This is a genomic window from Phormidium yuhuli AB48, assembly GCF_023983615.1.
In the GTDB taxonomy this organism is placed as follows: domain Bacteria; phylum Cyanobacteriota; class Cyanobacteriia; order Cyanobacteriales; family Geitlerinemataceae; genus Sodalinema; species Sodalinema yuhuli.
The window spans coordinates 841,727-862,875 of record NZ_CP098611.1; the positions used below are offsets into that span (position 1 = coordinate 841,727).

21 protein-coding genes are annotated in these 21,149 nt (G+C 51.0%); 4 read left to right on the top strand and 17 right to left on the bottom strand.

Features of this window, described 5'->3' with window-relative positions; genetic code table 11:
- Positions 1–43 precede the first annotated feature (43 nt).
- The 9 genes from NEA10_RS03495 to NEA10_RS03535 form a co-directional block, all read right to left on the bottom strand.
- Positions 44–493 carry a ferredoxin gene (locus NEA10_RS03495; protein ID WP_252663832.1) on the bottom strand — a complete coding sequence of 150 codons (450 nt, stop codon included), beginning with the start codon at positions 491–493 and terminating at the stop codon, positions 44–46.
- Positions 494–496: 3 nt separating this feature from the next.
- On the bottom strand, positions 497–880 hold the full coding sequence (locus NEA10_RS03500; protein WP_252663833.1) for a DUF1257 domain-containing protein: 384 nt from the start codon (positions 878–880) through the stop codon (positions 497–499).
- Between the two features lie 62 nt (positions 881–942).
- Positions 943–1,155, bottom strand: coding sequence for a DUF2997 domain-containing protein (locus tag NEA10_RS03505; protein WP_252663834.1), 213 nt, complete (start codon positions 1,153–1,155; stop codon positions 943–945).
- 255 nt (positions 1,156–1,410) lie between these two features.
- The gene (locus NEA10_RS03510) at positions 1,411–3,600 is read right to left on the bottom strand and encodes a hypothetical protein (RefSeq protein WP_252663835.1); all 2,190 of its coding nucleotides are present in this window, start codon (positions 3,598–3,600) and stop codon (positions 1,411–1,413) included.
- A gap of 55 nt (positions 3,601–3,655) precedes the next feature.
- Positions 3,656–5,365, bottom strand: a complete 1,710-nt coding sequence (locus NEA10_RS03515; protein ID WP_252663836.1) for a hypothetical protein — start codon at positions 5,363–5,365, stop codon at positions 3,656–3,658.
- A 30-nt stretch (positions 5,366–5,395) separates the two neighbouring features.
- Positions 5,396–6,061: a class I SAM-dependent methyltransferase gene (locus NEA10_RS03520; RefSeq protein WP_252663837.1), complete on the bottom strand. Its 666-nt coding sequence runs from the start codon at positions 6,059–6,061 to the stop codon at positions 5,396–5,398.
- A 50-nt stretch (positions 6,062–6,111) separates the two neighbouring features.
- Complete coding sequence (locus NEA10_RS03525) at positions 6,112–7,179, bottom strand: NAD-dependent epimerase/dehydratase family protein (RefSeq protein WP_252663838.1); 1,068 nt, start codon at positions 7,177–7,179, stop codon at positions 6,112–6,114.
- 27 nt (positions 7,180–7,206) lie between these two features.
- Entirely contained in the window at positions 7,207–8,526 is a 1,320-nt protein-coding gene (locus NEA10_RS03530) for a glycosyltransferase (RefSeq protein ID WP_252663839.1), read from the bottom strand.
- A 38-nt stretch (positions 8,527–8,564) separates the two neighbouring features.
- Positions 8,565–9,626, bottom strand: coding sequence for an NAD-dependent epimerase/dehydratase family protein (locus NEA10_RS03535; protein ID WP_252663840.1), 1,062 nt, complete (start codon positions 9,624–9,626; stop codon positions 8,565–8,567).
- 370 nt (positions 9,627–9,996) lie between these two features.
- Between NEA10_RS03535 and bioU the strand changes: the two genes are divergently transcribed.
- Together bioU and NEA10_RS03545 are read left to right on the top strand one after the other, a co-directional pair.
- Positions 9,997–10,998: a (S)-8-amino-7-oxononanoate synthase BioU gene (bioU, locus tag NEA10_RS03540; protein WP_252663841.1), complete on the top strand. Its 1,002-nt coding sequence runs from the start codon at positions 9,997–9,999 to the stop codon at positions 10,996–10,998.
- Between the two features lie 370 nt (positions 10,999–11,368).
- A complete protein-coding gene (locus tag NEA10_RS03545) occupies positions 11,369–12,703 on the top strand; it encodes a hypothetical protein (protein WP_252663842.1) in 1,335 nt (444 codons plus the stop codon).
- A gap of 70 nt (positions 12,704–12,773) precedes the next feature.
- Here the strand turns inward: NEA10_RS03545 and NEA10_RS03550 are convergent, their stop codons facing one another.
- The 3 genes from NEA10_RS03550 to NEA10_RS03560 are packed head-to-tail and all read right to left on the bottom strand — an operon-like array spanning position 12,774 to position 15,648.
- The gene (locus NEA10_RS03550) at positions 12,774–13,427 is read right to left on the bottom strand and encodes a DUF938 domain-containing protein (protein ID WP_252663843.1); all 654 of its coding nucleotides are present in this window, start codon (positions 13,425–13,427) and stop codon (positions 12,774–12,776) included.
- A gap of 15 nt (positions 13,428–13,442) precedes the next feature.
- A complete protein-coding gene (locus tag NEA10_RS03555; protein ID WP_252663844.1) occupies positions 13,443–14,171 on the bottom strand; it encodes a hypothetical protein in 729 nt (242 codons plus the stop codon).
- 28 nt (positions 14,172–14,199) lie between these two features.
- Positions 14,200–15,648 (bottom strand): NupC/NupG family nucleoside CNT transporter, encoded by a 1,449-nt coding sequence (locus NEA10_RS03560; protein WP_252663845.1) that lies wholly within the window; start codon positions 15,646–15,648, stop codon positions 14,200–14,202.
- A 279-nt stretch (positions 15,649–15,927) separates the two neighbouring features.
- Here NEA10_RS03560 and hetL point away from each other — a divergent pair, with 279 nt between their 5' ends.
- A complete protein-coding gene (hetL, locus tag NEA10_RS03565) occupies positions 15,928–16,626 on the top strand; it encodes a heterocyst differentiation pentapeptide repeat protein HetL (protein ID WP_252663846.1) in 699 nt (232 codons plus the stop codon).
- 145 nt (positions 16,627–16,771) lie between these two features.
- Here hetL and NEA10_RS03570 read toward each other — a convergent pair whose 3' ends face one another.
- From NEA10_RS03570 to NEA10_RS03590, 5 genes are all read right to left on the bottom strand, one after another.
- A complete protein-coding gene (locus NEA10_RS03570) occupies positions 16,772–16,984 on the bottom strand; it encodes a CAB/ELIP/HLIP family chlorophyll-binding protein (protein ID WP_252663847.1) in 213 nt (70 codons plus the stop codon).
- An 84-nt stretch (positions 16,985–17,068) separates the two neighbouring features.
- Complete coding sequence (locus NEA10_RS03575) at positions 17,069–17,764, bottom strand: J domain-containing protein (RefSeq protein WP_252663848.1); 696 nt, start codon at positions 17,762–17,764, stop codon at positions 17,069–17,071.
- A gap of 19 nt (positions 17,765–17,783) precedes the next feature.
- On the bottom strand, positions 17,784–18,746 hold the full coding sequence (cysK, locus tag NEA10_RS03580) for a cysteine synthase A (RefSeq protein WP_252663849.1): 963 nt from the start codon (positions 18,744–18,746) through the stop codon (positions 17,784–17,786).
- Positions 18,747–18,847: 101 nt separating this feature from the next.
- Positions 18,848–19,285, bottom strand: coding sequence for an RrF2 family transcriptional regulator (locus NEA10_RS03585; protein ID WP_252663850.1), 438 nt, complete (start codon positions 19,283–19,285; stop codon positions 18,848–18,850).
- Positions 19,286–19,469: 184 nt separating this feature from the next.
- Positions 19,470–20,555 carry an NAD(P)/FAD-dependent oxidoreductase gene (locus NEA10_RS03590; RefSeq protein ID WP_252663851.1) on the bottom strand — a complete coding sequence of 362 codons (1,086 nt, stop codon included), beginning with the start codon at positions 20,553–20,555 and terminating at the stop codon, positions 19,470–19,472.
- A gap of 114 nt (positions 20,556–20,669) precedes the next feature.
- Here NEA10_RS03590 and NEA10_RS03595 point away from each other — a divergent pair, with 114 nt between their 5' ends.
- On the top strand, positions 20,670–21,131 hold the full coding sequence (locus tag NEA10_RS03595) for a DUF29 domain-containing protein (RefSeq protein ID WP_252663852.1): 462 nt from the start codon (positions 20,670–20,672) through the stop codon (positions 21,129–21,131).
- Positions 21,132–21,149: the final 18 nt, after the last annotated feature.

Consider the following 21,149-nt stretch of genomic DNA (forward strand, 5'->3'; position numbering starts at 1 on the left):
GAGAGGTTATCGAAGGGGAGTCGTGTTTTATTCAGGGAAAGAGTTAAGATGAGGTCTCTTGTTGACGTTTGCGCCGTTGGGCTGAGACGATCGCCCCGCGAGTGACGGGGAACCCGGCAATGGGAATGACCTGATGGCGGCGTTCCGCTTCGAGTTCTTTTAACTGCTCATACTCGACCCAGTGAATACAATTCACCGGACAGGTATCAATCGCCTCCTGGATGACCTCTTCCGGCTCGCCATCTTGATTGATGACCCGTGCGCGTCCGTAGTCTGGCTCAATATAGAAGGTATTGCGGGCAACATGGGCGCAATGTTTACAGCCAATACAGGTGACTTCGTCTACATAAACGCCCTTTTCACGGAGCGCCCCACCTAACTCTGGCTCAAATCCAGACCGCTCCGGGTACTCCCGTAGCACTCCGCCGAGTTCCGGTTCTAAACCGGAGCGGTCTTGAGATCCCTGCTGTTGTGGGTTGGGGGCATCCGTCATAACTTAACTCCAACGTTGCAACACGAGACGGATTGAACCATCTTTTTGAGTTTGATGTTCAGAAACTTGGAATCCTTGTTTCGCTGTTTCCTGCATCACCGTTTGGAAGGCGTACTGTTGAGTGATTTTGCTCAAAAACCGCTCCACAGGGATGGGTTGATTCCAGAACTGGAGGTCGGCCACCAGGTCGTAGGCTTGACCGTTCCAGCTAAAGCCAATGTCGTAGCCGTTGTCCTGTTCAACGACCACCGCCGCTTGATGAACCTGACCTCGATAGCCTCGAACATCTTTCGGGCCCGCCTTCCAATCAAGTTTGAGTTCCGTTAGAGCCTGTTGTAAGGCATTGAGGTCACGGATTTGGGTTTTGATATGGCTAAAGTGAGACATAGCGTTAGGGGCAATTTGTTAAGGGTAAGAACAACAGAGGAAATACAGAAAAGGGCAAATAACTACCACTGACGGTAGGATTGAACCTGAGCGGTGGTTGTTGCCGAGTTTTCTTGGGTTTGCTGGTAAAACTCGGATGTTTTCTCTTGATTGAGAACAATTCCAAGCTTTTCCTCAATGGCAGCTGTAACCTCAGCACAGGAAGCTCCGGAAATACCGGTGACCTGTTCGACCACTCTGCCATCGGGGTAAATCGTAAATTCGAGTGTTTCCATAAGCTCCAGGGAACCGCGAGGAGGACGATAGATGCCTTGAGGTCGATAGCCAGAATCTGCCCCAGCAGCAGGTTAAAACCGCCGGGAGCGTCTGAACTCAATCAGTCTTGGATAAAATCTTAATAAATTGTTTTGTTACGATTCAAGGCTTTGCGTAACTTAACAACTGTTGAGCTACGCACATTGACTTTTACTAAGTTTGTCCCAAATTCCCAATTCCGTCAAGGCGATCGCCCCAACACTTGCTAAAGATTCTCAGTTGTGAGCCGACGGGGATGATGGCTTCAGGGCGAAGGAGGTCAGGGTCACGTCAATCCCAGAGCGATAAATCAGGGGATTATCCGTCTCAAAGGCAATGGAGTCCACCGCAGCGGGGAGGGGGAGATTGGGCAGCTCAAGCCCTTGCCAAAAGGCCAACCCCTCTTGGGGAGAGCGGGGTAAGTGACTGAGGATGACGCCATTTTCTGAGGTGGTGGGGAGAATGCGATAGGTGGCCTCACTGCCGTCTGTATAGGTAACTCGCATCCGCACTGGGGCGGCTCTGAGGAGGGTTTTAATGATTTTGCCCAGGAAGGACTCTTTAATGGCGATCGCCCCCCGCAGCATTTGCCCCTCCACCTGCGGCAAGGTCATGGCTTCATTCCAGGAGAGCGATCGCCGCTCCACCTCTGGAGATGCCAGCCAGGAACGAGACTCAGGACGAGGTTCGAGAAGCATTAAGTTGGGCTGCAACTCCGTGGGGATAAACTCAGGAAACTCAGGGGAGAGCTGATAGCGAGAGAAGACCTCAAACAAGGTCGCCGGTTCCGAGACAAAGGGATGGCGTCCATCCAAATCTACAAAGTCATAGAGAATGGCCTCCGGCGGCTGTTCCCTCACCCCCTGAGCCGTCCAGTTATCCAGACGGGTGGTGTACGCCGCATAGGACTGTAATGTCCGCCGGGGTTGCCAATTCAGATTATTTGCAGGAATCAAGGCAATCTCCCACGGCATCACATCCACGGTTTTGGGCTGCAAATAGCCATTGACCTCATCACTAAGACGAACGGGCATGAGACTCTCGTTTGACATGGCCTGCACTTCCTCGAACACCCGCGAGAAATCAAAATGCACCACACGATTCAACACCAGTCGCGGTTTATGAATCAGAGAGAGGTTCCAAGGAATCTCAGGATGGCCAAACACCCCCGGAAATTGCCAATAGAGGCCCATCACTGCCAGCATCAGGAGCATCACTACCCCAGACAAGCGGCGGCTCGGACGACGAGGCCGCTGTTGTCTGGCGACACTCAGTAAAAACGGGGTCACGAAAAAGAACATAAAAACATGGGCATCTTGGCGGACAAACCCATGTTTAAGAACAATCCAGAGAATAAAGGCCAAGGCCAGAAACAGGCCCAGGGAACGACCGGTGACGAAGCGGACAAACAGGGTTAAGAGCATAACCACCATAGCGATGGCCAGGGCCAACTCCACCGAAGAGCCAATCAGACTCATGGCACTCGAATAGCCGGAGGAGAACTGCAAAGACCACAGCACAAACCCCAACATGGAGGGTCGTTGCGTCATCAACACCACCGCTGTTAGGGTGACCCCAAACACGGCTAAACTACTGAACCAACCAAGACTGGGGCGAACCTTCGCGCAACGGGGATTATCTTTGAGATAGCGTTGTGTCCCCCAGCCCCAAGCCAGAGCGATGGCTGCCGAGGGAAGCAGTCGCAGCAAACCGAGTCCCAGATTGCCATGTAAACCCACAAATGTGACGGCCATGGCACTCCCTGTCGCCGTTAGCAGGATGACCAGGGCCTCTTGGAGTTTCGGCCCACGGGCTAAGGAGCGATAGATGGGGTAGAGATGACCCAGCCAGTACATCAGCAACGCCCCAAAGGTCATCACTCCCGCCGTAAACTTCACCAGGGCTGAAAAGCCGGCCCAGCCTCCTAACAAGAGGGCGATCGCCAATCCCTTGCGGCCCCGTAGCTGGGGAATCCAAGACAGAATCAACAGATAGCCCAAGACCAACAAATAGTCTAATGCCACCAAGGTATGGTAGACCCCGAAAAGACTCACCAGCCAAAACAGGCGTCCACTCAGGGACTTAATACGCCAAAATTGCACCGCTGCCAGGACTAAGAATAGGCTATGAACAGTAAATTTAAACCAAGCAATTTGCTGATAATTTTCGGGCAACAGAGACCCTGAGACTAAATAGCCGAGGGGACCATACGTATAGGCCACCTCTTTACCAAAACTAATATCCCTCTGAGGAAGATAACTTAAGGCATAGGTCCAAGAATCAACCCCTGGGAAAACTGTAATGTGTAATGTAGGGAATAACAGGAAAAATAGATAGAATAACCCCGCCAAAAACAACAGTCCTACGATAGCATTTTTTACCGTTAAGTTGTGCTTGAGGCTATATCGTGAAGACGCTTGTTTCATGGATTTCACGAGAATGACGACAAATCAACCATTACCGGCTCCATCAGACTCAAACTTAACGACTGACCTGAATTTGATTTTCTAAGGGAATAAATGTTGTCTCACCATCATAAATCCAGGCACGAACTTTCGTGATTCCTTCCGGGAAAGCGGTTGCGGGAATATTGATTGCCCAACGAGCTTGATTATACTCTGGCATATCAAAGATTTCGGCTAAATCAGGACTTTCCTTATTCACCAATGTAGCCGCAAAAAAGGCAGGACGATCATCTTGAGAGAATAACACAATCTCGGGAGTTTTAGGACGACCTGGAAATATAGACCATCCCGACAGATAGAGGACTGACTCAGGAGTTAAGGAAATGACGTCTCCTGGGGCTGGCTCATCGATAGTGCCATAGGACGTTTCGGGCATTTCAGAAAATTCTGCATCACGAACAAATTCAAAAAATCCGAGTTCCTCCAGTTGAGGATGCCAAACTTCCTGAATACTTCCAGTCTCAACATAGATATTCAACAGACAGCTACTCGGGGAAGGTTCCAAATAGTTAACTAAGGCCAAGCAATGCTGACCCAGTCGTCGCCCTTGATACATGTGTTTTCCAGCCGTTAGAGCGTCAAAAGACTGAGAAATGGAGAATACAGCAAAAACTACCGCCATGACCCCATAGAAGAACCGCCAGGGCTGCCGTTGGCAGCAGATTCGTGCAATGTGAATTAGGGCAATTAAAATGAGCACCGTGACCGTTGTATAACGGGAGGCTAGGGCGGCGGGAAGTCCTAGGACTGTTCGTCCTACAGTGGTCATGGCGGCAAAGCCTAAGGGGAGTATTAATAAACTCAGCCAAGCGGCTAACTCCTGGCGTTGTTCCCGTTGCTGCCAAAACAGCCAAATGGAGCCAAGACAAGCCAGTAAGACTAAAGCCCCCACCCAGCTCACGGTTCCCAGTTCAACGGAAAATGTACGCCCCAAAATTGCTAGAAAAAAGGGTATTGATTCCGTAGGATATCTGAACGCATAGGTGCTATCGGGATTATTAGAAGGTTCTTGGTAGCCACTCGCATATAAGGCCACAGATCCCAAAAATAGGAACAGCCAGAGAAGCCGTTGCAGATTGGGATGATTGGAGGCATGACTGCGAATCCAAACTAAGGGAAATACGGCAATCCAGACTAATAAACCATGGGCCCCAGAAAAACTCATCAGGAGGGCAAAAATTGCACTGAAAATAAACCCTTTATCGAGCCAGCGGTGTTTTTGGGGATATTGTAATAGGGCGATCGCAAAGACTAAGCAAGATGTCAGCCAAAACCAAGCCAGTTGAAATCCCCAAAGCCAGTTTTCATACTGAACTAAAGAAAAAAGTAAAATAACGGTAATAATATCGGCAAATCTTTGCCAATTTCCTGTTTTTGGGTTATGAAGACTCTGCTGTCGTGAAATCCAACATAAACCAATCGCTGATAAAACACTTAAGAAAACACTAAAATACTGTTTAGCCTTAAGATTCCAATCAGTTGCAAAGGCTAAAACCGTCATAAAAACACGAGGAATGAGGATTCGGTGTTCATTATGAGGGTCCCAGAAATCAGCAAATGTTACTGTTCCTAAGTGAATTTTATGGAATAAACTCGTTAATGTTAACGAATCCATAAATGGAACGTTGACCCCAAAGCGATGAATAAAGGCTAAGGTAGCTAAGACTGGAAAAAGGTAGAGTACACTAAACCAGTTAAAGGCTTTAAAAAACTTTGGGGTCATCATATCAAGAAATCTTAGGTGTGAATAGTGAGGTTAAGGCTTAGGCTTGGAAGCAATGACCAAAAATTGCTTCCCTAAGATTTTCCAGACGAGAGGAAGAGATAAGTATACCGATACTGTCCAGAGAGGGAGTTGTCGTCCATTGGCCATGGTGTAAGGCAGGAACTGAGGAATGCAGGTATTGACTACAAATCCTTTCAGTTCCAGAATTTCTGACATTGAGGCATTGGTTAGGGGCAAATGATGGTCAAAGAAATCCCAGTAGGCTCCTCCGGTGTAGCGTAAGTTGGGTCCCAAACAGATAATTTTGCCCCCCGGCTTGACACAGCGATAGGCTTCTGAGAGGGTTTGACTCAGACTTTCTTTAGAAAAGAGGTGTTCTAGGAAATTACTGGTAAACACCACATCCAAGGCGTTATCCGCAATGTCCCAAGCTTGAGAACAGTCTTGATGCAAAAACGTAATCTCTGGGTTGAGATACTCGGCTGCATCAGGGTTGAGATCCATGGCATACTTGCTCTTGGCCTGAACCTCATTGATAAATTCTCCCCAACCACAGCCGAGATCCAGAATATCTTGATTCTGACCCACTTTCCCTTGAAAGTAGGATTTCACCAGAACACGCCAAACTCGACGACGGTACTTGGCAATGTTGACAAATCGGCGTTGATATTCCTGTTGGAGTTCTTTCGCTAACATGGCTGGGGTTTTATCCTAACGTTCATGATGGTCAGTATAGCTGCGTTCACTTAGAGAAAAATACCCTTAACTTGGTCTTCTTCGCGCACAATCCAATCATAGATATCCTGAAGGGTGTGCTCAATTCCCCGTTTAGGAGTCCAGTCCACCTGAGACATGACTTTACGGGAGTCGGTAATAAAAATGGGGATATCACCGGGACGAGTCTCCGGGACTGGGGTAATTTCGATCGCCCTTCCGGTCATCTCCTGACAAATCTGGGTGGTTTCCAGCAGAGACACCTGATTCTCAAACCCCCCACCGACATTAAACGTCTCTCCCTGAAGCTGATCCAACTGCTGAAGTTGTAAATCCAGCAAATCTAGTAAATCCTCTACATGGAGAAAATCCCGAACCTGCTTCCCCGTTCCCCCATAGCCAATATAGTTAAGAGGCTTCTGGAAATAATGGCGGGCCACCCATAAGGCGAACACCCCCTGATCCACTTTTCCCATTTGCCAAGGCCCCGTTAACACGCCACAGCGATTAACCAGGGTTCTTAAATGATAGGCCTCGGCATATTCGGCAATTAGCAGTTCCGAGGCCAGTTTGGTGGTTCCATAGAGCGATCGCGCGCGATCGAGGGGAAAGTCCTCGGCAATCCCATATTGAGAGACTCCCGCAAACGGCTGTTGCTCCTGTAACTGAAACCGAGTCTCTGTTTCCTCGTAGTTGAGTTGACTGAGATAGGAGATGGGATAGACACGACTGGTGGAGAGGAAGACGAAATCCGCCTGAGTCTGACGGGCCAACTCCAAACAGTTGACGGTTCCTACTAAATTCGTTTGTAGGAGATATCCCGGCGAGCCATATCCCGCCAACACCGAGGGTTCGGCGGAACATTCCAAAATCAAATCGGGATGCAGTCGTTGAGGATCTAAATCTTCCGGGTTGCGGATGTCCCCATGGACAAACTCAATTCCCGCCGCCTTAAGACGAGGAAGATTCAACTCAGATCCCCGCCGCTTCAGGTTATCTAAGGCGGTAATCTGCCAATTGGGATAGCGTTGTGCAAACCCTAGGGCCAGGGAACTGCCGACAAATCCGGCACCTCCGGTAATTAAAACACGCTGAGTCATGGGATGGGGCAATCAGTAGATGCAGGATTAGGGATTCTGTTTTCCAGAGGGGACGGCTTCGGCTGGGGTGGGAGTGGTGGCGGCGGTGGCGGCTTGACGGCGGTAATCCCCTCGGGAGAGCCACCGTTCCAGCAGTACGTAGAGGACAATAAAGAGGTAACGACTGCCCATTTCTTTAATTTTTAACTTCGACACCCCAGCTTTCCGGTTACGCCAGCTAATGGGGGTCGTGACGTAGCTATATCCCCGGACAATGGATTTGAGGGGAAGTTCCACGGTGAGGTTGAAATGGTGGGAGAGAATGGGGTGGATTCCCTCGATAACCTCGCGACGATAGGCTTTGAAGGCGTTGGTGGTGTCGTTGTAGGCCAGGCCGAAGAGAACCTGAATAAACAGATTCGCTAGACGGTTGACGACTAACTTATGACGGGGATAGTCGATGACTGCTCCTCCCCGGACAAAGCGAGAGCCAAACACGCAGTCGTAGCCTTCTTGCAGGAGGTGGTAGTAGGTGAGGATGTCTTCGGGAGCGTCAGAGGCATCGGCCATGACAATGGCTACCGCATCGCCGTTAAACTGTTCTAAGCCACAACGTAAGGCGAAGCCGAAGCCGTTGGGATAGTGATTGTTGACGTAGCGAACTCGGGGATTGTCTTGGCTGAGGTTCTGCAAAACCTGTTCTGTCCCATCACGACTGTTATCGTTGACCACTAAAATCTCGTAGGGAATCTGATGTCGCTCTAGGAGTTGGGTGATGGCGGTGATGGTTTCTGTGATTGAGCCTTCTTCGTTGTAGGCGGGAATGACGATGGAAAAGAGGGAGACCGGTGCGTGAATGGGCCGTTCAGTCTCCTGGGGGGTCTTGTTTTGCTCGGGGAAGGCCGCTTCTAAGCCTTCGGGCCGGTAAAGTGAGGCATTGTCCGAAGGGCGATCGCGGAAGACGAGGCGATCGCTGACAATGTAGTTAAAGACGGCACTCACCAACACCCCCACCAGGGTATTAACGCCATAATTCACCCCCAACCAATTCAATAGGGGAAAGATGGCAAACACCCGCAACACCACGGAACCGCCAGCGGAGAGATGATAGAGGGGAAGTTGACGCAACAGCACCTCTCGCCATCCCCAGGTTCCGCCACGCCAAACCCAAATCCGGTAAATGACGAAGCTAAACAGCAGCGACAACTCGATGGAAATGATATTAGCGGCATTGCGCAGTACCGTGGTATCCCAGCCAATGACATCAATGAACAAAAACATCAACAGCAGGTTGAAGGCGGCGGATACCCCTCCCCCGAACAGGAAGCGAACGGCTCGTTTGCGCCAAAATCGTTGAATCATGTTCATGGTTAATCTCATCACAACAAGTCCAACCCCGTTATCGCTTACCAGCGATCGAGGTTTTGACTGTAAATTTCTTTGAGGATTTCTGGAACGCCGTAGGTCAACTCCCACTGGGGATAATGGGACTTAAAGCGACCGAGATTACCAATCCACCAGATATGGTCGCCACTACGATTGCTCTCTTGATACTCCCAGTTCAGGGGTTTTTCGGCAATTTCCTCACATTGGGCGATCGCCTCTAGCATAGAACAGTTACTCTCCCGGCCCCCACCAATGTTATAGGTTTCCGCCACTCGGGGGTTTTGGTAGAAGTGGTAAAAGGCGTTCACTAAGTCGTAGCTGTGAATGTTGTCCCGCACCTGTTTTCCCTTATAGCCATAGACCTTATAGGGGGTTCCGGTGACAGTACATTTCATTAAGTAGGAGAGGAATCCATGTAATTCAGCCCCCGAATGACTTGGGCCTGTGAGACATCCGCCCCGGAAACAGGCGGTTTTCATATCAAAGTAGCGGCCATATTCCTGCACCAAGACATCCGCCGCCACTTTAGAGGCCCCAAAGAGGGAATGTTTACAATGGTCGATACTCATCGACTCGTCAATCCCTTCATAGAAGGGGTGGTCTTCGGCAATCTCCCAGCGGCGTTCGAGTTCCACCAGGGGCAACTGGTTGGGGTTATCGCCGTAGACTTTATTGGTGGAACAGAAGATAAAGACCGCCTCGGGACAATGCTGGCGGGTCTGTTCGAGGAGAGTTAGGGTGCCATTGGCGTTGACGGTAAAATCCGTGAAGGGATCTCGTGCGGCCCAGTCATGGGAGGGTTGGGCCGCGGTATGGATAATGAGGCGAATCTCGCGATTATAGGTTTGAAAGAGCTGCTCCATGGCAGTGCGATCGCGAATATCACTGTTGTGATGGATATACTGGTCGCCATATTTCTCCTGTAGGCGATCGCGATTCCACAGGGTTGAGGCACCCTCTCCGAAAAATGACTGCCGCAGATTGTTGTCAATCCCAACCACGGTAAAGCCTTTCTCACAAAAAAAACGAACTGACTCCGAGCCAATCAAGCCAGCCGAGCCAGTCACTAAGACAATAGACATAAGAGGCTTCTCACACACCACACAACAACACCGCTATTGGGGGGTTGTCCCAATGAACCTATCAGACTCGGACAACAAAGACCCCAAATTGGGGGGATCCTAACACAAATTCCCCCGCTTGTAGGGCGCTAACATTTTTAGACCTAGCAACGGCTGCCCCAGCAATTCTCATTATGGAAATTTTGCCCCAGCTTATTGAGAATCGTCTCAATAAGGATTATTGAAAGCCGCATTCTTTCGTTCAAGATTGGGCATCTTGGACAGGATGCGGGTCAAAATGAGAATTGCTGCGGCTGCCCCGGCCCGCTATCGAAAGCGACCATCGGGGGAGATAATGGGGAATTAGTCTGTTTTCAACGCTTAACCTCCTATGACTGTTAACCAAACTTCTCCCCTGTCCATCGGCATTTTAGGCTTCGGTGGCCTGGGACAAGCCGCTGCTCGTCTTCTGAGTCCTAAACAAGAGATGCGTCTTTGTGCGGTGGCGGATGGCCAAGGCTATGCCTATGATTCCCAGGGACTCAATCCCGAGACTCTAACCACTGTAACGGGCGATCGCGGTTCCGTCGGTTATTTGGACCAGCATGGGGTTCTCAGCCAGAACAGTATTGCCGAGTTGATTCAAGCGGCTCCCCAGGTAGACGGCTATTTTCTGGCTCTCCCCAACCTTCCCAATACCTTCATGGCCTCGGTGGCCCGTCAATTTATTGACTCCGGCTGGCAAGGGGTATTAGTGGATGCCTTAAAACGAACCAGTGCAGTGGAACAACTCCTGGGATTACAAGAGGACTTGCAGGCGGCGGGAATCACCTATATGACCGGCTGTGGTGCAACCCCCGGCCTCCTCACCGCCGCCGCCGCCTTAGCGGCCCAGAGTTACGCGGAAATCCATCAGGTGGCGATTACCTTTGGTGTTGGGATTGCCAACTGGGAAGCCTATCGCTCTACCATTCGCGAAGATATTGCCCATATGCCCGGCTATGATGTGGAGACGGCCCGGGCCATGAGTGATGCTGACGTGGCGGCCCTTCTGGATAAAACCAATGGCATTCTCAAGTTAGAGAATATGGAACACGCCGATGACATCATGCTAGAGTTAGCCGGAATTGTCGATCGCGATCGCGTCACCGTCGGCGGCATTGTCGATACCCGCAACGCCAAAAAACCCCTCAGCACCAACGTCCAAGTCACCGGCCGCACCTTCGACGGCAAAATCTCCACCCATACCTTCACCCTCGGCGACGACACCAGCATGGCTGCCAACGTCTGCGGTCCCGCCTTCGGCTACCTCAAAGCCGGCATTAACCTGCACCGTCGCGGCCTTCACGGACTCTTCACCGCCGCTGAAGTGATGCCGCAGTTTGTCCGCTAATTGGGGTTCCAAGCAGGGATTGGGAATTTTCTTTAAGTTTTGTGACAAAAATCGGCAATCTTTGTTACAATTCCCTTAGCTCAATGAGATTCTTTCGGCTCCCCCAGGGATGACGAGAGATTTCCTCATGGTTATTAGAGCTAACGTAATTGGTTTTGGTTGGTTTTCACTGGGTCGGCATCATGCCGGCTTTTTTATGACCGCAATGTTGATTTTTAAATCAACACAATTCAGCAGACTCCGAGCCAGGATGACGGGGTAGGATGATTTGTTGACCGGTGGAATCTAGGATAGGATTCGTCTGGGGGTCAGGCTTCCTGGGGACCTCAGTAACCTGACTCTCATTGATGTTTCTAGAGAGTGTTTGGTCATGATATTGGGTCTTCCCAACAATAACGTACAGCGAATTCGCATCCTTAACCTAATACTCTTCACGGTTTTATATATTCTCCGAAGACCCGCTGATGCACTCTATCCCGCCGTTTGGAACGAGGATGGATTTTTTAATATACCCCAAGCCTTGGACTATGGCTGGTCAAGCTTATTTATCCCCGTCAATGGCTATTTAATTATACCTTCTAAATTTATCACGCTTCTCAGCTTATCCGTCTCAGGCTTATTTTATCCCGAGATTGCCTATCTTCTAACGTTAATCATTACCCTCCTTGTAATGGTTATTATTACATCGAGTCTAGTTGATTTACCCAAAAAGGAGTATTTACCCCTTATTATTGCCCTACTTCCCTACGACCCTGAAGTCTTCTCAACGCCCCTTTACATATTTTGGTGGACGTCACTTCTGCTTATTGTTCCCTTATTTTCAGGTTCTCAGACTTCTGGCATCCTATCGAGCGGAATTAAGATAAGCGCAACCATTATCGGCTGCCTCGGCTCACCGATATCTGTTTTACTAATGCCCGCTATTATCCTAAAAACCTATATCAAGAGAAGTCGCTTAAACTATTTTATTTTAGCTGTGTGGTCTGGACTCTCTGCAATTCAGATGTATTTTTCTGTGGGGGAAGTGGGAAATGAAATGAATTTGCTGACATTTTCCAGGGCATTTCCCCAGGTGATTGGAACTTACATAATGTATAATCACTTTTTTTCGACGCCAAATAGTTTATCTTATCTATTCAGCCTCATGCTGTTGCTAATTGGCAGTATTGCTCTCTACTGCACCTTGATTTTAAAGAAATATCAGTTTTTGAATACGTCATTAGCTTTTTTAGCAGTTTTAAGCACAATTTTCGCCTCTTGGTTAAGAACAAACTTTGCAGTCCATCCGTTTTTAGCAGGACCACGATTTTTCTTCTTTCCCTATATTTTTCTATCGATTTTCTTGCTAGCTATTTATTCTCTTTCTCCCCCAAAAAGAAAATCTATACAGGCTTTTTCAATCAAAGGAGTGTGTCTTTTACTTCTAATCGTCTCTTGCACCACAACTTGGATTCAAAATCCGGCATTATTTTCCAGGTATCACCATCCCTTAAATTGGCGCTATGAACTCTACAACTGCCTAGCATCTCCGGATAGCTATGACCTGAGAATTCACTTTAATGGAGATATTACACAATATTGGGAAAGGGAGTACTCCCGTGAGCAGTGTCGACAAATTGCTCAATCAGGTTTATTATCCCACTGGTATGAATTGGATAAAACCTGGATTCAGGAGTTTAAAAGACCTCCAGATACTCGACCTTAAACGTCACACCCACGACGAGAATCTATCGGGATGTCTAACCTCTGTTGCCATTGTCAGTTCCTCGTTGCCGTCAGCGGCTGAATACCAGAGAGCGATTATTGGCGGGCATCTCCACCATCTCCTGAAACCTTAGCTGTCGTTCCTCGGCAGCGGCGACCACGGCCTCAAGGTCACGCACGCCCCAACTCGAATCGCGATCGCGCAGCATCAAATCAAACCCCTCATTACTGGGGGAGGTATGTCGGCCGTTCTCCTTATAGGGGCCATATAAATAGAGAACCCCCCCAGGAGGCAACAGTCGTTCCGCTCCCGCCAACAGACCTAAACACGCCTGCCAGGGAGCAATATGAATCATGTTGATGCAGACTAAGGCTCGAATCGGCTGCTCCTCTAATGCCGGAGGCGGCTGTCGTTCCACTGTCCAGGAAGACTCACGGGCATCCAATTCTAAGGGAGGCAAGAGGCGATCGCACCCCACCTCCTGCCGCCAGGCCTCAATACTCTCCAAGGCCAAGGGATTGGGGTCTGAAGGTAACCAAAAACGAGGAGCCAAGCGAGGGGCAAAAAACGCCCCATGTTCCCCAGTCCCACTGGCCAACTCCAACACCGTCCCTTCAGGAGGTAACACCCGTTGCAGGACTTGCAAAATCGGCTCTCGATTGCGTTGAGTGGCCGCCGCAAACTGACGGCGATCGCGCGGCTGTTCAGCCTCTGACTTGCCCATGATTCTCCGTACTATCTAGACCTCTGGCTGCAACGTCCCCGAGAGGAGGGAAATGACTGCATCCAACTGCTCAGACTTCTCCTCCGTTGCCGAGACGACCAACATCAACACCTGAGAATCAACCTGCCGCAACAACACTCGTCCGAACAAGGGGGTTCCTCCTAGGGTCGCCGTCCAATCAACCATCAACACCCCAGTATCCACGGGCCTAACCATTCCCAACTGGAAGCCTTCCCCCCGTTGTAACCGGTCAATTGCAATTTGTACCAACTCATCCTCAATTAATTGCCGATCATTGGCACGCTGTTGCACCTGAACGGTGTAGGCTAAATCCCGGGAAGGAGATTCAATAATCGCCACTCCCGCATTGGTGGAGGTGCGATAGTCTTCCAAGACCCCCACCTGAAACTGTCCCGGTTTCTCATAGAGAGTCTCACTCAGTGTTAACCCAGCCGTATCCACATCGGGGAGGACGGGTAATTCCTCTAGTTCAAACTCAGCCGGTTCAGTTGATAAGGTTTCATTATTATTGACCACAGGGGTCGGCAGAGGTGAGGCCTCTGGAACAGCCGGGGGGTCCGGTAGGGGGGAACCTTGGGCCAGATTGTACCCGGATGCCGGGACTTGGGCGATCGCCAAGTTGCCGCGTCCGAGATCTCCCGAGCGTAGCCAGCCATTCCCCATCACGCCAAGGGACAGAGCTAGGAACAATCCTAAAACCAGGAACCCAACATAACTTTTCATGGACGCTTTCGAGTAAACAACAGAGAGCTTAGGGAGTGGGTAAACCGAGAATCGAATCGGCATTCCCGGTAAAGAACAGTCCTGCAATACAGCCTGTCATCAAGGTCGCCAAGGTAGCACCCCATAAGGCCTTAAAGCCCAAGGCTGAAATATCAGACCGTCGTTCTGGAACTAGGGTGGCTAACCCGCCCACAAAGATGCCATAGGAGGCAAAATGGGTGAAGCCACATAACACATAACTGACAATCAGCAGGGCCCGAGGGGTCAGCACACCGGTTTGGGCTAATTGAGCTAGGGAGATATAGGGAGGGATATTGGTTTCAAATAACCGTCGCCCAATAATCACCGAGGATTCCCAGAGAACCTGCCAATTCTCCCCGAACGTCTCTGTAAAGGGAATGGGTAGAGAGACCCCGGTTAAAAACGTCAGGGGCAAAAAGAGGGCCCCTAAGAGATTTTGCAGGGTCACGACTTGGAAAATATCTCCCAATACCCAAGGAAGTTGCGTTAGAAAGCTAAAGAACTCGTTGACGAGGGCAACCAGTCCCAGAATGCCAATAATCACAGCGGCAATCCCTACTGCCATCTTGACCCCATCTAACGCTCCGACAATCAAACTATCGACGGGATTGGGTTTCTCCTTACCCGAGTCTTGAGCGTCTTCGGGGTCGTCCGGAACCTGGCCAAAGGTTTCAGGAGTTGTGGTTTCGGGGACAAGGAGTTTCGAGAGGACGAAACAGGCGGGAATGGTCATAATTGAGGCAGAAACCAGGTGTCCCGTGATGGTGGGGAAGGTGGGACGCAGCAGTCCTGCGTAGAGGGCCAGGACTGAGGAGGCGATGGAGCCAAAGCAACTCGTTAGAATGGCACAGAGTTCACTGCGGCTCATCTTGGGGAGAAAGGGTTTGATGGCGATCGCCGACTCAATCCCCACAAAGATATTGGCAGCCCCGGCCAGGGATTCGGCCCCGCTGATTCCTAGGGTACGGCAAAAGATTTTAGCGAAGATCTTAACAATGGGCTGGATGACCCTGAGGCGGTAGAGCAAACTGACGAGGCCAGAGAAGAAAATGACCTGGGGTAAGGAGCGAAAGGCCAAGATAAAGCCCGGATTCAGTTGATCCGGGCCCAGGCGATCGCCGGGAATAGCGACATAAGGATCTCCAAAGGTCCGGACAAGCCAGCGTCCAGCAACACCCGGTCCAGGACTACGCCCCGGATCGGGGACAAAGTGGGACATATCCCCACCAAACAGAAATCTCGCCCCTGCTTCGGAGGCATCCAGAAGTACATTTAACAGGTCGTTAATCCAAACCACGACATTACTGCCGATCCCAAAGACGATGCCACCCACGACCAGTTGTAAGCCAATGCCCCAGAAAATGGTGTTCCATGAGACAATCCGTCGGTCTTCGGACCCCAGCCAGGCGACAAAACACAACCCAGCGAGTCCGAGCGCAGACAATATATTCAACATGCTCGTTTACTCCTTTGGCATCGCCAGGGGATGAGAAATCCTGGGACTGCCCGATCAGTTGCGTCTCCTTGCTCTTCAAAACCAGGAGACGTCACCAAGACATTACCCTAAAATTGACGCGATCGCATCTAACCCCGATGAAAAATTCTCAGAAATGGAGATAATCCTGAAAGCCTCCCCATTTATAGCATTGTCTGCGTCAAACTCTCCCCCCCGAGTTCTAGCGATCGCCCCAGGCTTCCCTTTACACTGAGAATTCAATCATTACCGAGGTGTGGAATGGACGTTGACGAACTCCTGCAACGCTACAACCGAGGCGATCGCCGCTTCGAGAAACTCCAATTACAAGAATGTGAACTCCTCAGTGCTCAACTCAATGAGGCTAGTTTTGAGGGGGTGGATTTCCGACAAGCTCGTTTAGGCCGCAGTTATTTCCAACGCTGTCAGTTTCGCCGGGCCAACCTGAGCGAGGCGATTCTCTGGGGAACGGACTTCACAGACAGTGATTTATCGGGGGCCCTCTTTCGCGATGCCGATTTGAGTGCGGCCCGTCTGACGCAAGCAACCCTCAAAAACAGCAACTTTCTCAAAGCTATGCTCTGTGGGGCCAATTTAAGTCGCGCCAACTTAGAGGGAGCTAACCTGATTTTTGCAGATTTGCGCTCTACATCTGATCAGCGCACAAATCTCGATGGAGCCATTCTCTGCCAGGCAGATTTTAGCTATGCTCAACTCGGCCAAGCTCAACTCCATCATGCCAATTTCCAAGGGGCAATTCTGACCCGAGCGAATCTTGCCACTGAACCGGGAATTGTCCCGACAGATTTGACTGAAGCGGATTTACGAGGGGCTGACCTGAGTTATGCTGACCTCAGTTATGCCATTCTGCAAAATGCTAATTTACAGGGAGCAGATTTGACGGGAACGATTCTGGATCATGCGGATTTAACGGGTGCAACCCTTCCTGAAGGCATTTAACCTCGGTCTGATTGACACTCCAATCCATGGCTATGATGCCCAAAAAGGACACTTCCCTGATCGGTTCAGGAAAGTGTCCTTTTTTAATCGTTGAGGTTAGAACGCTGGGATGTCTTGGACAGGCGATAACGTTCATCGAATCTGATTAGAGATGAGTCAAGAAGCCAATGACACCATGGCCCGTGGCCAGTTCGAGGGCGATCGCACTGACGAAGCCAATCATCGCGAGGCGACCGTTGAGTTTCTCGGCATATTGATTGAACCCAAATTGCTGTTTCTCATCAACATACATCTTGGGTTCTACGGCAAAGTTGTTCATCAAGCCGCCTTCTTCGTTGGTATAGCCGCGAGAAGTCATACAGTTTAATATCCTAGTGCGTTACGTCTGTTGTGCCTATTGTAACGCAATGTAAAGAAAAATTGCAAGTCCTTTACAAAAAAGTCAGATTAGGGGTTGGATGCGGTCCAAGGCATCGAGCTGTAAGCCCCGTGCAATGCGGAATAGCTCCTGTCCCACATGAAGATGATGGTCATCATAATTGAGGCTGAAGTACTCCAACTCCTCGATTCCATCCCCCACCTGATTGAGACAGTGATAGAGATCCGCCGCCACTCCCGCCAAGACAGAGGGGTTCCGTTGAGACTCAAAGGCGGCCTGGGCCCGTTGGAGAAACACGCGACAAGCACCGATATAGTCGACAAAGTTGCCCATCAACTCATCATCAAAGGGATCGGCGGACAACTCATCAATTTGTTCATCGAGAGCATCAAGAATGCGATCGAGTTCCAGATTGAGGGGATGATAGACCTGAGTCAGCCAACGCTGAATCCGCTCATCCGCCGTGGTAGCCGTCTGACGAGAGGAGCGTTGACGAGCCGAGCCATGACGGACTCCGAGATCGCCGGCCGAGGGAGGGTTACGGCAACCCCCCTGGCGACGGTCATAAGACTGACGGGCCTGGCGATCGCCCAACACTTCATAGGCGGCATTAATACGAACCATCTCCTCTCGGGCCTGGATATCCGGATTGCGATCGGGGTGAAACTCCTTCACCCGTTCACGATAGGCCCGTTTGACCTCAGCTTGCGTTGCGGCTGAATCAACACCGAGAGTTTGGTAGTAATTTGGCTCACCCATGAGAGTACGGAGAAAACAGTTAGGTCAACACCGCTTCCATGGTTAACTGAGGATCTTGGAAGAGGGGGGTGCTGAGGTAGCGTTCCCCAAAACTCGGTTGAATGACCACGATGAGTTTACCGTTATTTTCTGGACGTTGCCCAACCCGAATCGCCGCCGCCAAGGCTGCCCCCGAAGAAATCCCCGAGAGTAAGCCTTCCTCCGCCGCCAGACGACGGCCATAGGCGATCGCCTCATCATCTGTCACCGTCACCACCTCATCAATCAACGACGTATCCAGAACCTCCGGCACAAATCCGGCCCCAATGCCCTGAATCTTGTGAGGGCCGGGGTTTCCTCCGGAGAGAATGGGGCTATTGCAGGGTTCCACGGCGATGGCCTGGAACTGAGGTTTGCGGGGTTTCAAGTTTTGGGCAATCCCAGTAATCGTTCCCCCCGTCCCCACGCCAGAAATCAAGATATCCACATGGCCATCCGTATCCTGCCAAATTTCCTCGGCCGTGGTTTTGCGGTGAATTTCCGGATTAGCCGAGTTTTGGAACTGCTGCAACATATAGGCATTCTCCGTCGTCTCGACGATTTCCGAAGCCCGGGAGATGGCCCCCCGCATTCCTTCCGCCCCTGGGGTGAGTTCCAACTGGGCCCCAAAGGCCCGTAACATAGCCCGACGTTCCAAACTCATGGTATCGGGCATGGTCAGAATCAATTGATAGCCTCGGGCCGCCGCCACCATGGCCAAGGCGATTCCCGTATTACCCGAGGTGGGTTCGACGAGAATCGTCTCCCCGGGGCTAATTTTCCCCTCTCGTTCCGCCGCATTAATCATATTGACCCCAATCCGGTCTTTCACCGAGGCGGCGGGGTTCATCCCCTCCAATTTCATAACAATTTTGGCCACACAGCCTTCCGCCTGGGGGATACGATTGAGTTGAACGAGGGGAGTATGACCGACGAGTTCGCTGATATTATTGGCAATTTTCATGGGGAATGGTCCTCTAGGAGTTAACGTGAATTGGAGTTCGGACGATAGGGACACCGCAACAGTTGGACAGCTTCAACTCGGAGCCGCTTCGCTGTTGAGGGTTAAATGTAGTACATGATATTAAGCTGCGATCGCGCATCACGCTGTTCTCGCAAGTCTTGAAGGGTATATTTTTTTAACACGCCCTCCGCTGCTTCCTGGGCTTCCTTCCAAATATCTTTAATAATCCCACTCTCAACGGTGGGGGGGCTATCTTGGGGAGTTGCGGTTTGTTCCGTGGTCCCTTCGATACATTCTAGGGCTTCGAGCAAGGTGATATTCCAAGGCTCCCGAGCCAGGTAATAGCCCCCTTTGGCTCCTCGTTGCGATCGCACCAGTCCCCCTCGCCGCAAGGTTGCCAGGAGTTGTTCAAGATAGCGATCGGGAATCCCCTGCTGGGCAGCAATTTGCCGAATTTGTAGGGGTTCCCCTTTGCTATGATGAACGGCGAGTTCAATTAGGGCGAGTAGGGCGTATTCGCTTTTGCAAGAAAGTTCCACAGTGGAAGCGTTCAACCTCGAGAACAGCGTGTTGAGGCATAGAGTTCCTCAAACAGGTCTATTATACTCCGGTTCTCCACTGGAGTTTGGGGGAAGGGGGGAAGAGGGGAACCACAGAGGCACGGAGGACACGGAGGAAGAGGCAAGAGGCAAGAGGCAAGAGGCAAGAGGCAAGAGGGGGGCTTTAACTCTGGGAGTTCATCAATTGACTTAGGGGGGGGAGGGGGTGCTGTTGCAGTTGAGCGTTTATGGCACTGGCGGCGGCTAGGCCTGAGCGTAGGGCGGTTTCGACTTGATGAGAGCCGCACCAGTCTCCACAACAGATGAGGGGATGTGGGGTGGGCAGCACTAAACTGTCCTGTGACCAAGTGTGGCGGGGGAAGGCGTAGCGCCAGCGGTGGAGATGGGTTGTTTCGGGGGTTTTTAGCCAATCTCCGACGTGAGCGGCTCCTTGGTTTAGGAGATGTTCAATAACTGGGGTCACATCTTCATCATCAATGTGCGATCGCCCGAACTCGGGACTACTATTAATAACAACTAAGGGGCGATCGCTCCTCGGCTGAGACGGAGTGCCTTTACTGCTATCCAATCCTAACCAAGATACGTCGGGGTCGTTGGGACATTCTAGAGAACGCCAGGGAATCTCGGCTGGAACGCCATTCTGAGGATATTGAGCCAGTAGGGTTAAGCAGGGGTCATAGGTGACAGCGGCTAAGGGGGCGATCGTCTCTGGGGGGATTTCTGGTAGAGTTTCGACAATGGGGAGTGCTTGGGGAGCGGGAATGGCCAGAATTACCGCCTTCGCCCTCACCTCCAGGGGACTCTCCGACCCCTCCTTAACGGCTTCTAAGGCCAAACGCCAGCCCTCGGATTCAGCAGTTAGGGTTTGCACCCGGCGACTGTACCAAACCGTTAACCCCTGGCCCAACTCCTTGGCAATCTGACTCATCCCCTGAGGTGCGACATAATGAGTGCGGGGAGAATCGAGACCGATTCCCTCAGGGGTATCGATATGACCTTGTTCAATCCAGGGTTCAAGCACCCCACGCTGACAGAGCGATCGCACAAACCCCGACAAGAGGCGGCCCTCCTCGGTCAGATAACGAACCCCGCGATCGCAACGGGAGCCATTCAACCGATAGGAAGCCAAGCGTCCCCCCAAACCCCGGGACTTTTCGAGCAGTAGCACCGAATACCCCGCCGCCTCTAACGGTAACGCGGCCATCAATCCCGCTAATCCAGCACCCACAACAGCAATATCAACCCTCACGGCGATCGCCTCCAACTCCCCAAACCGCTTTCAGAAGGAAGTCTAACAAAAATGCTAGCCTAGTGCTGAGAGCATCATCCCCAAGCCTCAAGCTCCCACCATCCCACCGCTCCTATGCTGGCCCATTCCACCCCCATCTCCCCCAACCTCTACGACAACGACTATCATCTCTGGCTCCTGCAAACCCGACAAAAACTGGAAACCCGAGACTTTAACGCCCTAGACTTAGAGAATCTCATTGAGGAAATCACAGACTTGGCTCGTCGGGACAAACGTGCAATCAAAAACCTCTTAAAACAGTTAGTCGAACATCTCCTAAAACTCAAATACTGGGATAGAGAAAAATCGAGAAACCAAGGACATTGGCAACGAGAAATCCTCAACTTTCGCCAACAAATTCAAGACTATCTCAACGAAAGTCCCAGCCTAAAACCTTACCTAAACGAAATTTACCCATCATGTTACCGTGACGGCCGCCAACTAGCCGCCAACATCTCCCAACTGCCCCTAAACACCTTTCCCGAAGACCCCATCACCGACCTCGACACCCTTCTCAACCCCGACTGGCTCCCCTAACCCCTCTCGGGCAACCAC

Bases quoted from the DNA above. Each gene is read 5' to 3' on its own strand.
- NEA10_RS03570 (WP_252663847.1), bottom strand. From the start codon at position 16,984: ATGACTTCTCGCGGCTATACCAACGAAGAAGGCGGCTTGATGAACAAC.
- NEA10_RS03505 (WP_252663834.1), bottom strand. From the start codon at position 1,155: ATGGAAACACTCGAATTTACGATTTACCCCGATGGCAGAGTGGTCGAA.
- NEA10_RS03530 (WP_252663839.1), bottom strand. From the start codon at position 8,526: ATGAACATGATTCAACGATTTTGGCGCAAACGAGCCGTTCGCTTCCTG.
- NEA10_RS03510 (WP_252663835.1), bottom strand. From the start codon at position 3,600: ATGAAACAAGCGTCTTCACGATATAGCCTCAAGCACAACTTAACGGTA.
- NEA10_RS03495 (WP_252663832.1), bottom strand. From the start codon at position 493: ATGACGGATGCCCCCAACCCACAACAGCAGGGATCTCAAGACCGCTCC.
- hetL (WP_252663846.1), top strand. From the start codon at position 15,928: ATGGACGTTGACGAACTCCTGCAACGCTACAACCGAGGCGATCGCCGC.
- cysK (WP_252663849.1), bottom strand. From the start codon at position 18,746: ATGAAAATTGCCAATAATATCAGCGAACTCGTCGGTCATACTCCCCTC.
- NEA10_RS03545 (WP_252663842.1), top strand. From the start codon at position 11,369: ATGATATTGGGTCTTCCCAACAATAACGTACAGCGAATTCGCATCCTT.
- NEA10_RS03555 (WP_252663844.1), bottom strand. From the start codon at position 14,171: ATGAAAAGTTATGTTGGGTTCCTGGTTTTAGGATTGTTCCTAGCTCTG.
- bioU (WP_252663841.1), top strand. From the start codon at position 9,997: ATGACTGTTAACCAAACTTCTCCCCTGTCCATCGGCATTTTAGGCTTC.
- NEA10_RS03500 (WP_252663833.1), bottom strand. From the start codon at position 880: ATGTCTCACTTTAGCCATATCAAAACCCAAATCCGTGACCTCAATGCC.
- NEA10_RS03515 (WP_252663836.1), bottom strand. From the start codon at position 5,365: ATGATGACCCCAAAGTTTTTTAAAGCCTTTAACTGGTTTAGTGTACTC.
- NEA10_RS03520 (WP_252663837.1), bottom strand. From the start codon at position 6,061: ATGTTAGCGAAAGAACTCCAACAGGAATATCAACGCCGATTTGTCAAC.
- NEA10_RS03550 (WP_252663843.1), bottom strand. From the start codon at position 13,427: ATGGGCAAGTCAGAGGCTGAACAGCCGCGCGATCGCCGTCAGTTTGCG.
- NEA10_RS03595 (WP_252663852.1), top strand. From the start codon at position 20,670: ATGCTGGCCCATTCCACCCCCATCTCCCCCAACCTCTACGACAACGAC.
- NEA10_RS03560 (WP_252663845.1), bottom strand. From the start codon at position 15,648: ATGTTGAATATATTGTCTGCGCTCGGACTCGCTGGGTTGTGTTTTGTC.
- NEA10_RS03575 (WP_252663848.1), bottom strand. From the start codon at position 17,764: ATGGGTGAGCCAAATTACTACCAAACTCTCGGTGTTGATTCAGCCGCA.
- NEA10_RS03525 (WP_252663838.1), bottom strand. From the start codon at position 7,179: ATGACTCAGCGTGTTTTAATTACCGGAGGTGCCGGATTTGTCGGCAGT.
- NEA10_RS03535 (WP_252663840.1), bottom strand. From the start codon at position 9,626: ATGTCTATTGTCTTAGTGACTGGCTCGGCTGGCTTGATTGGCTCGGAG.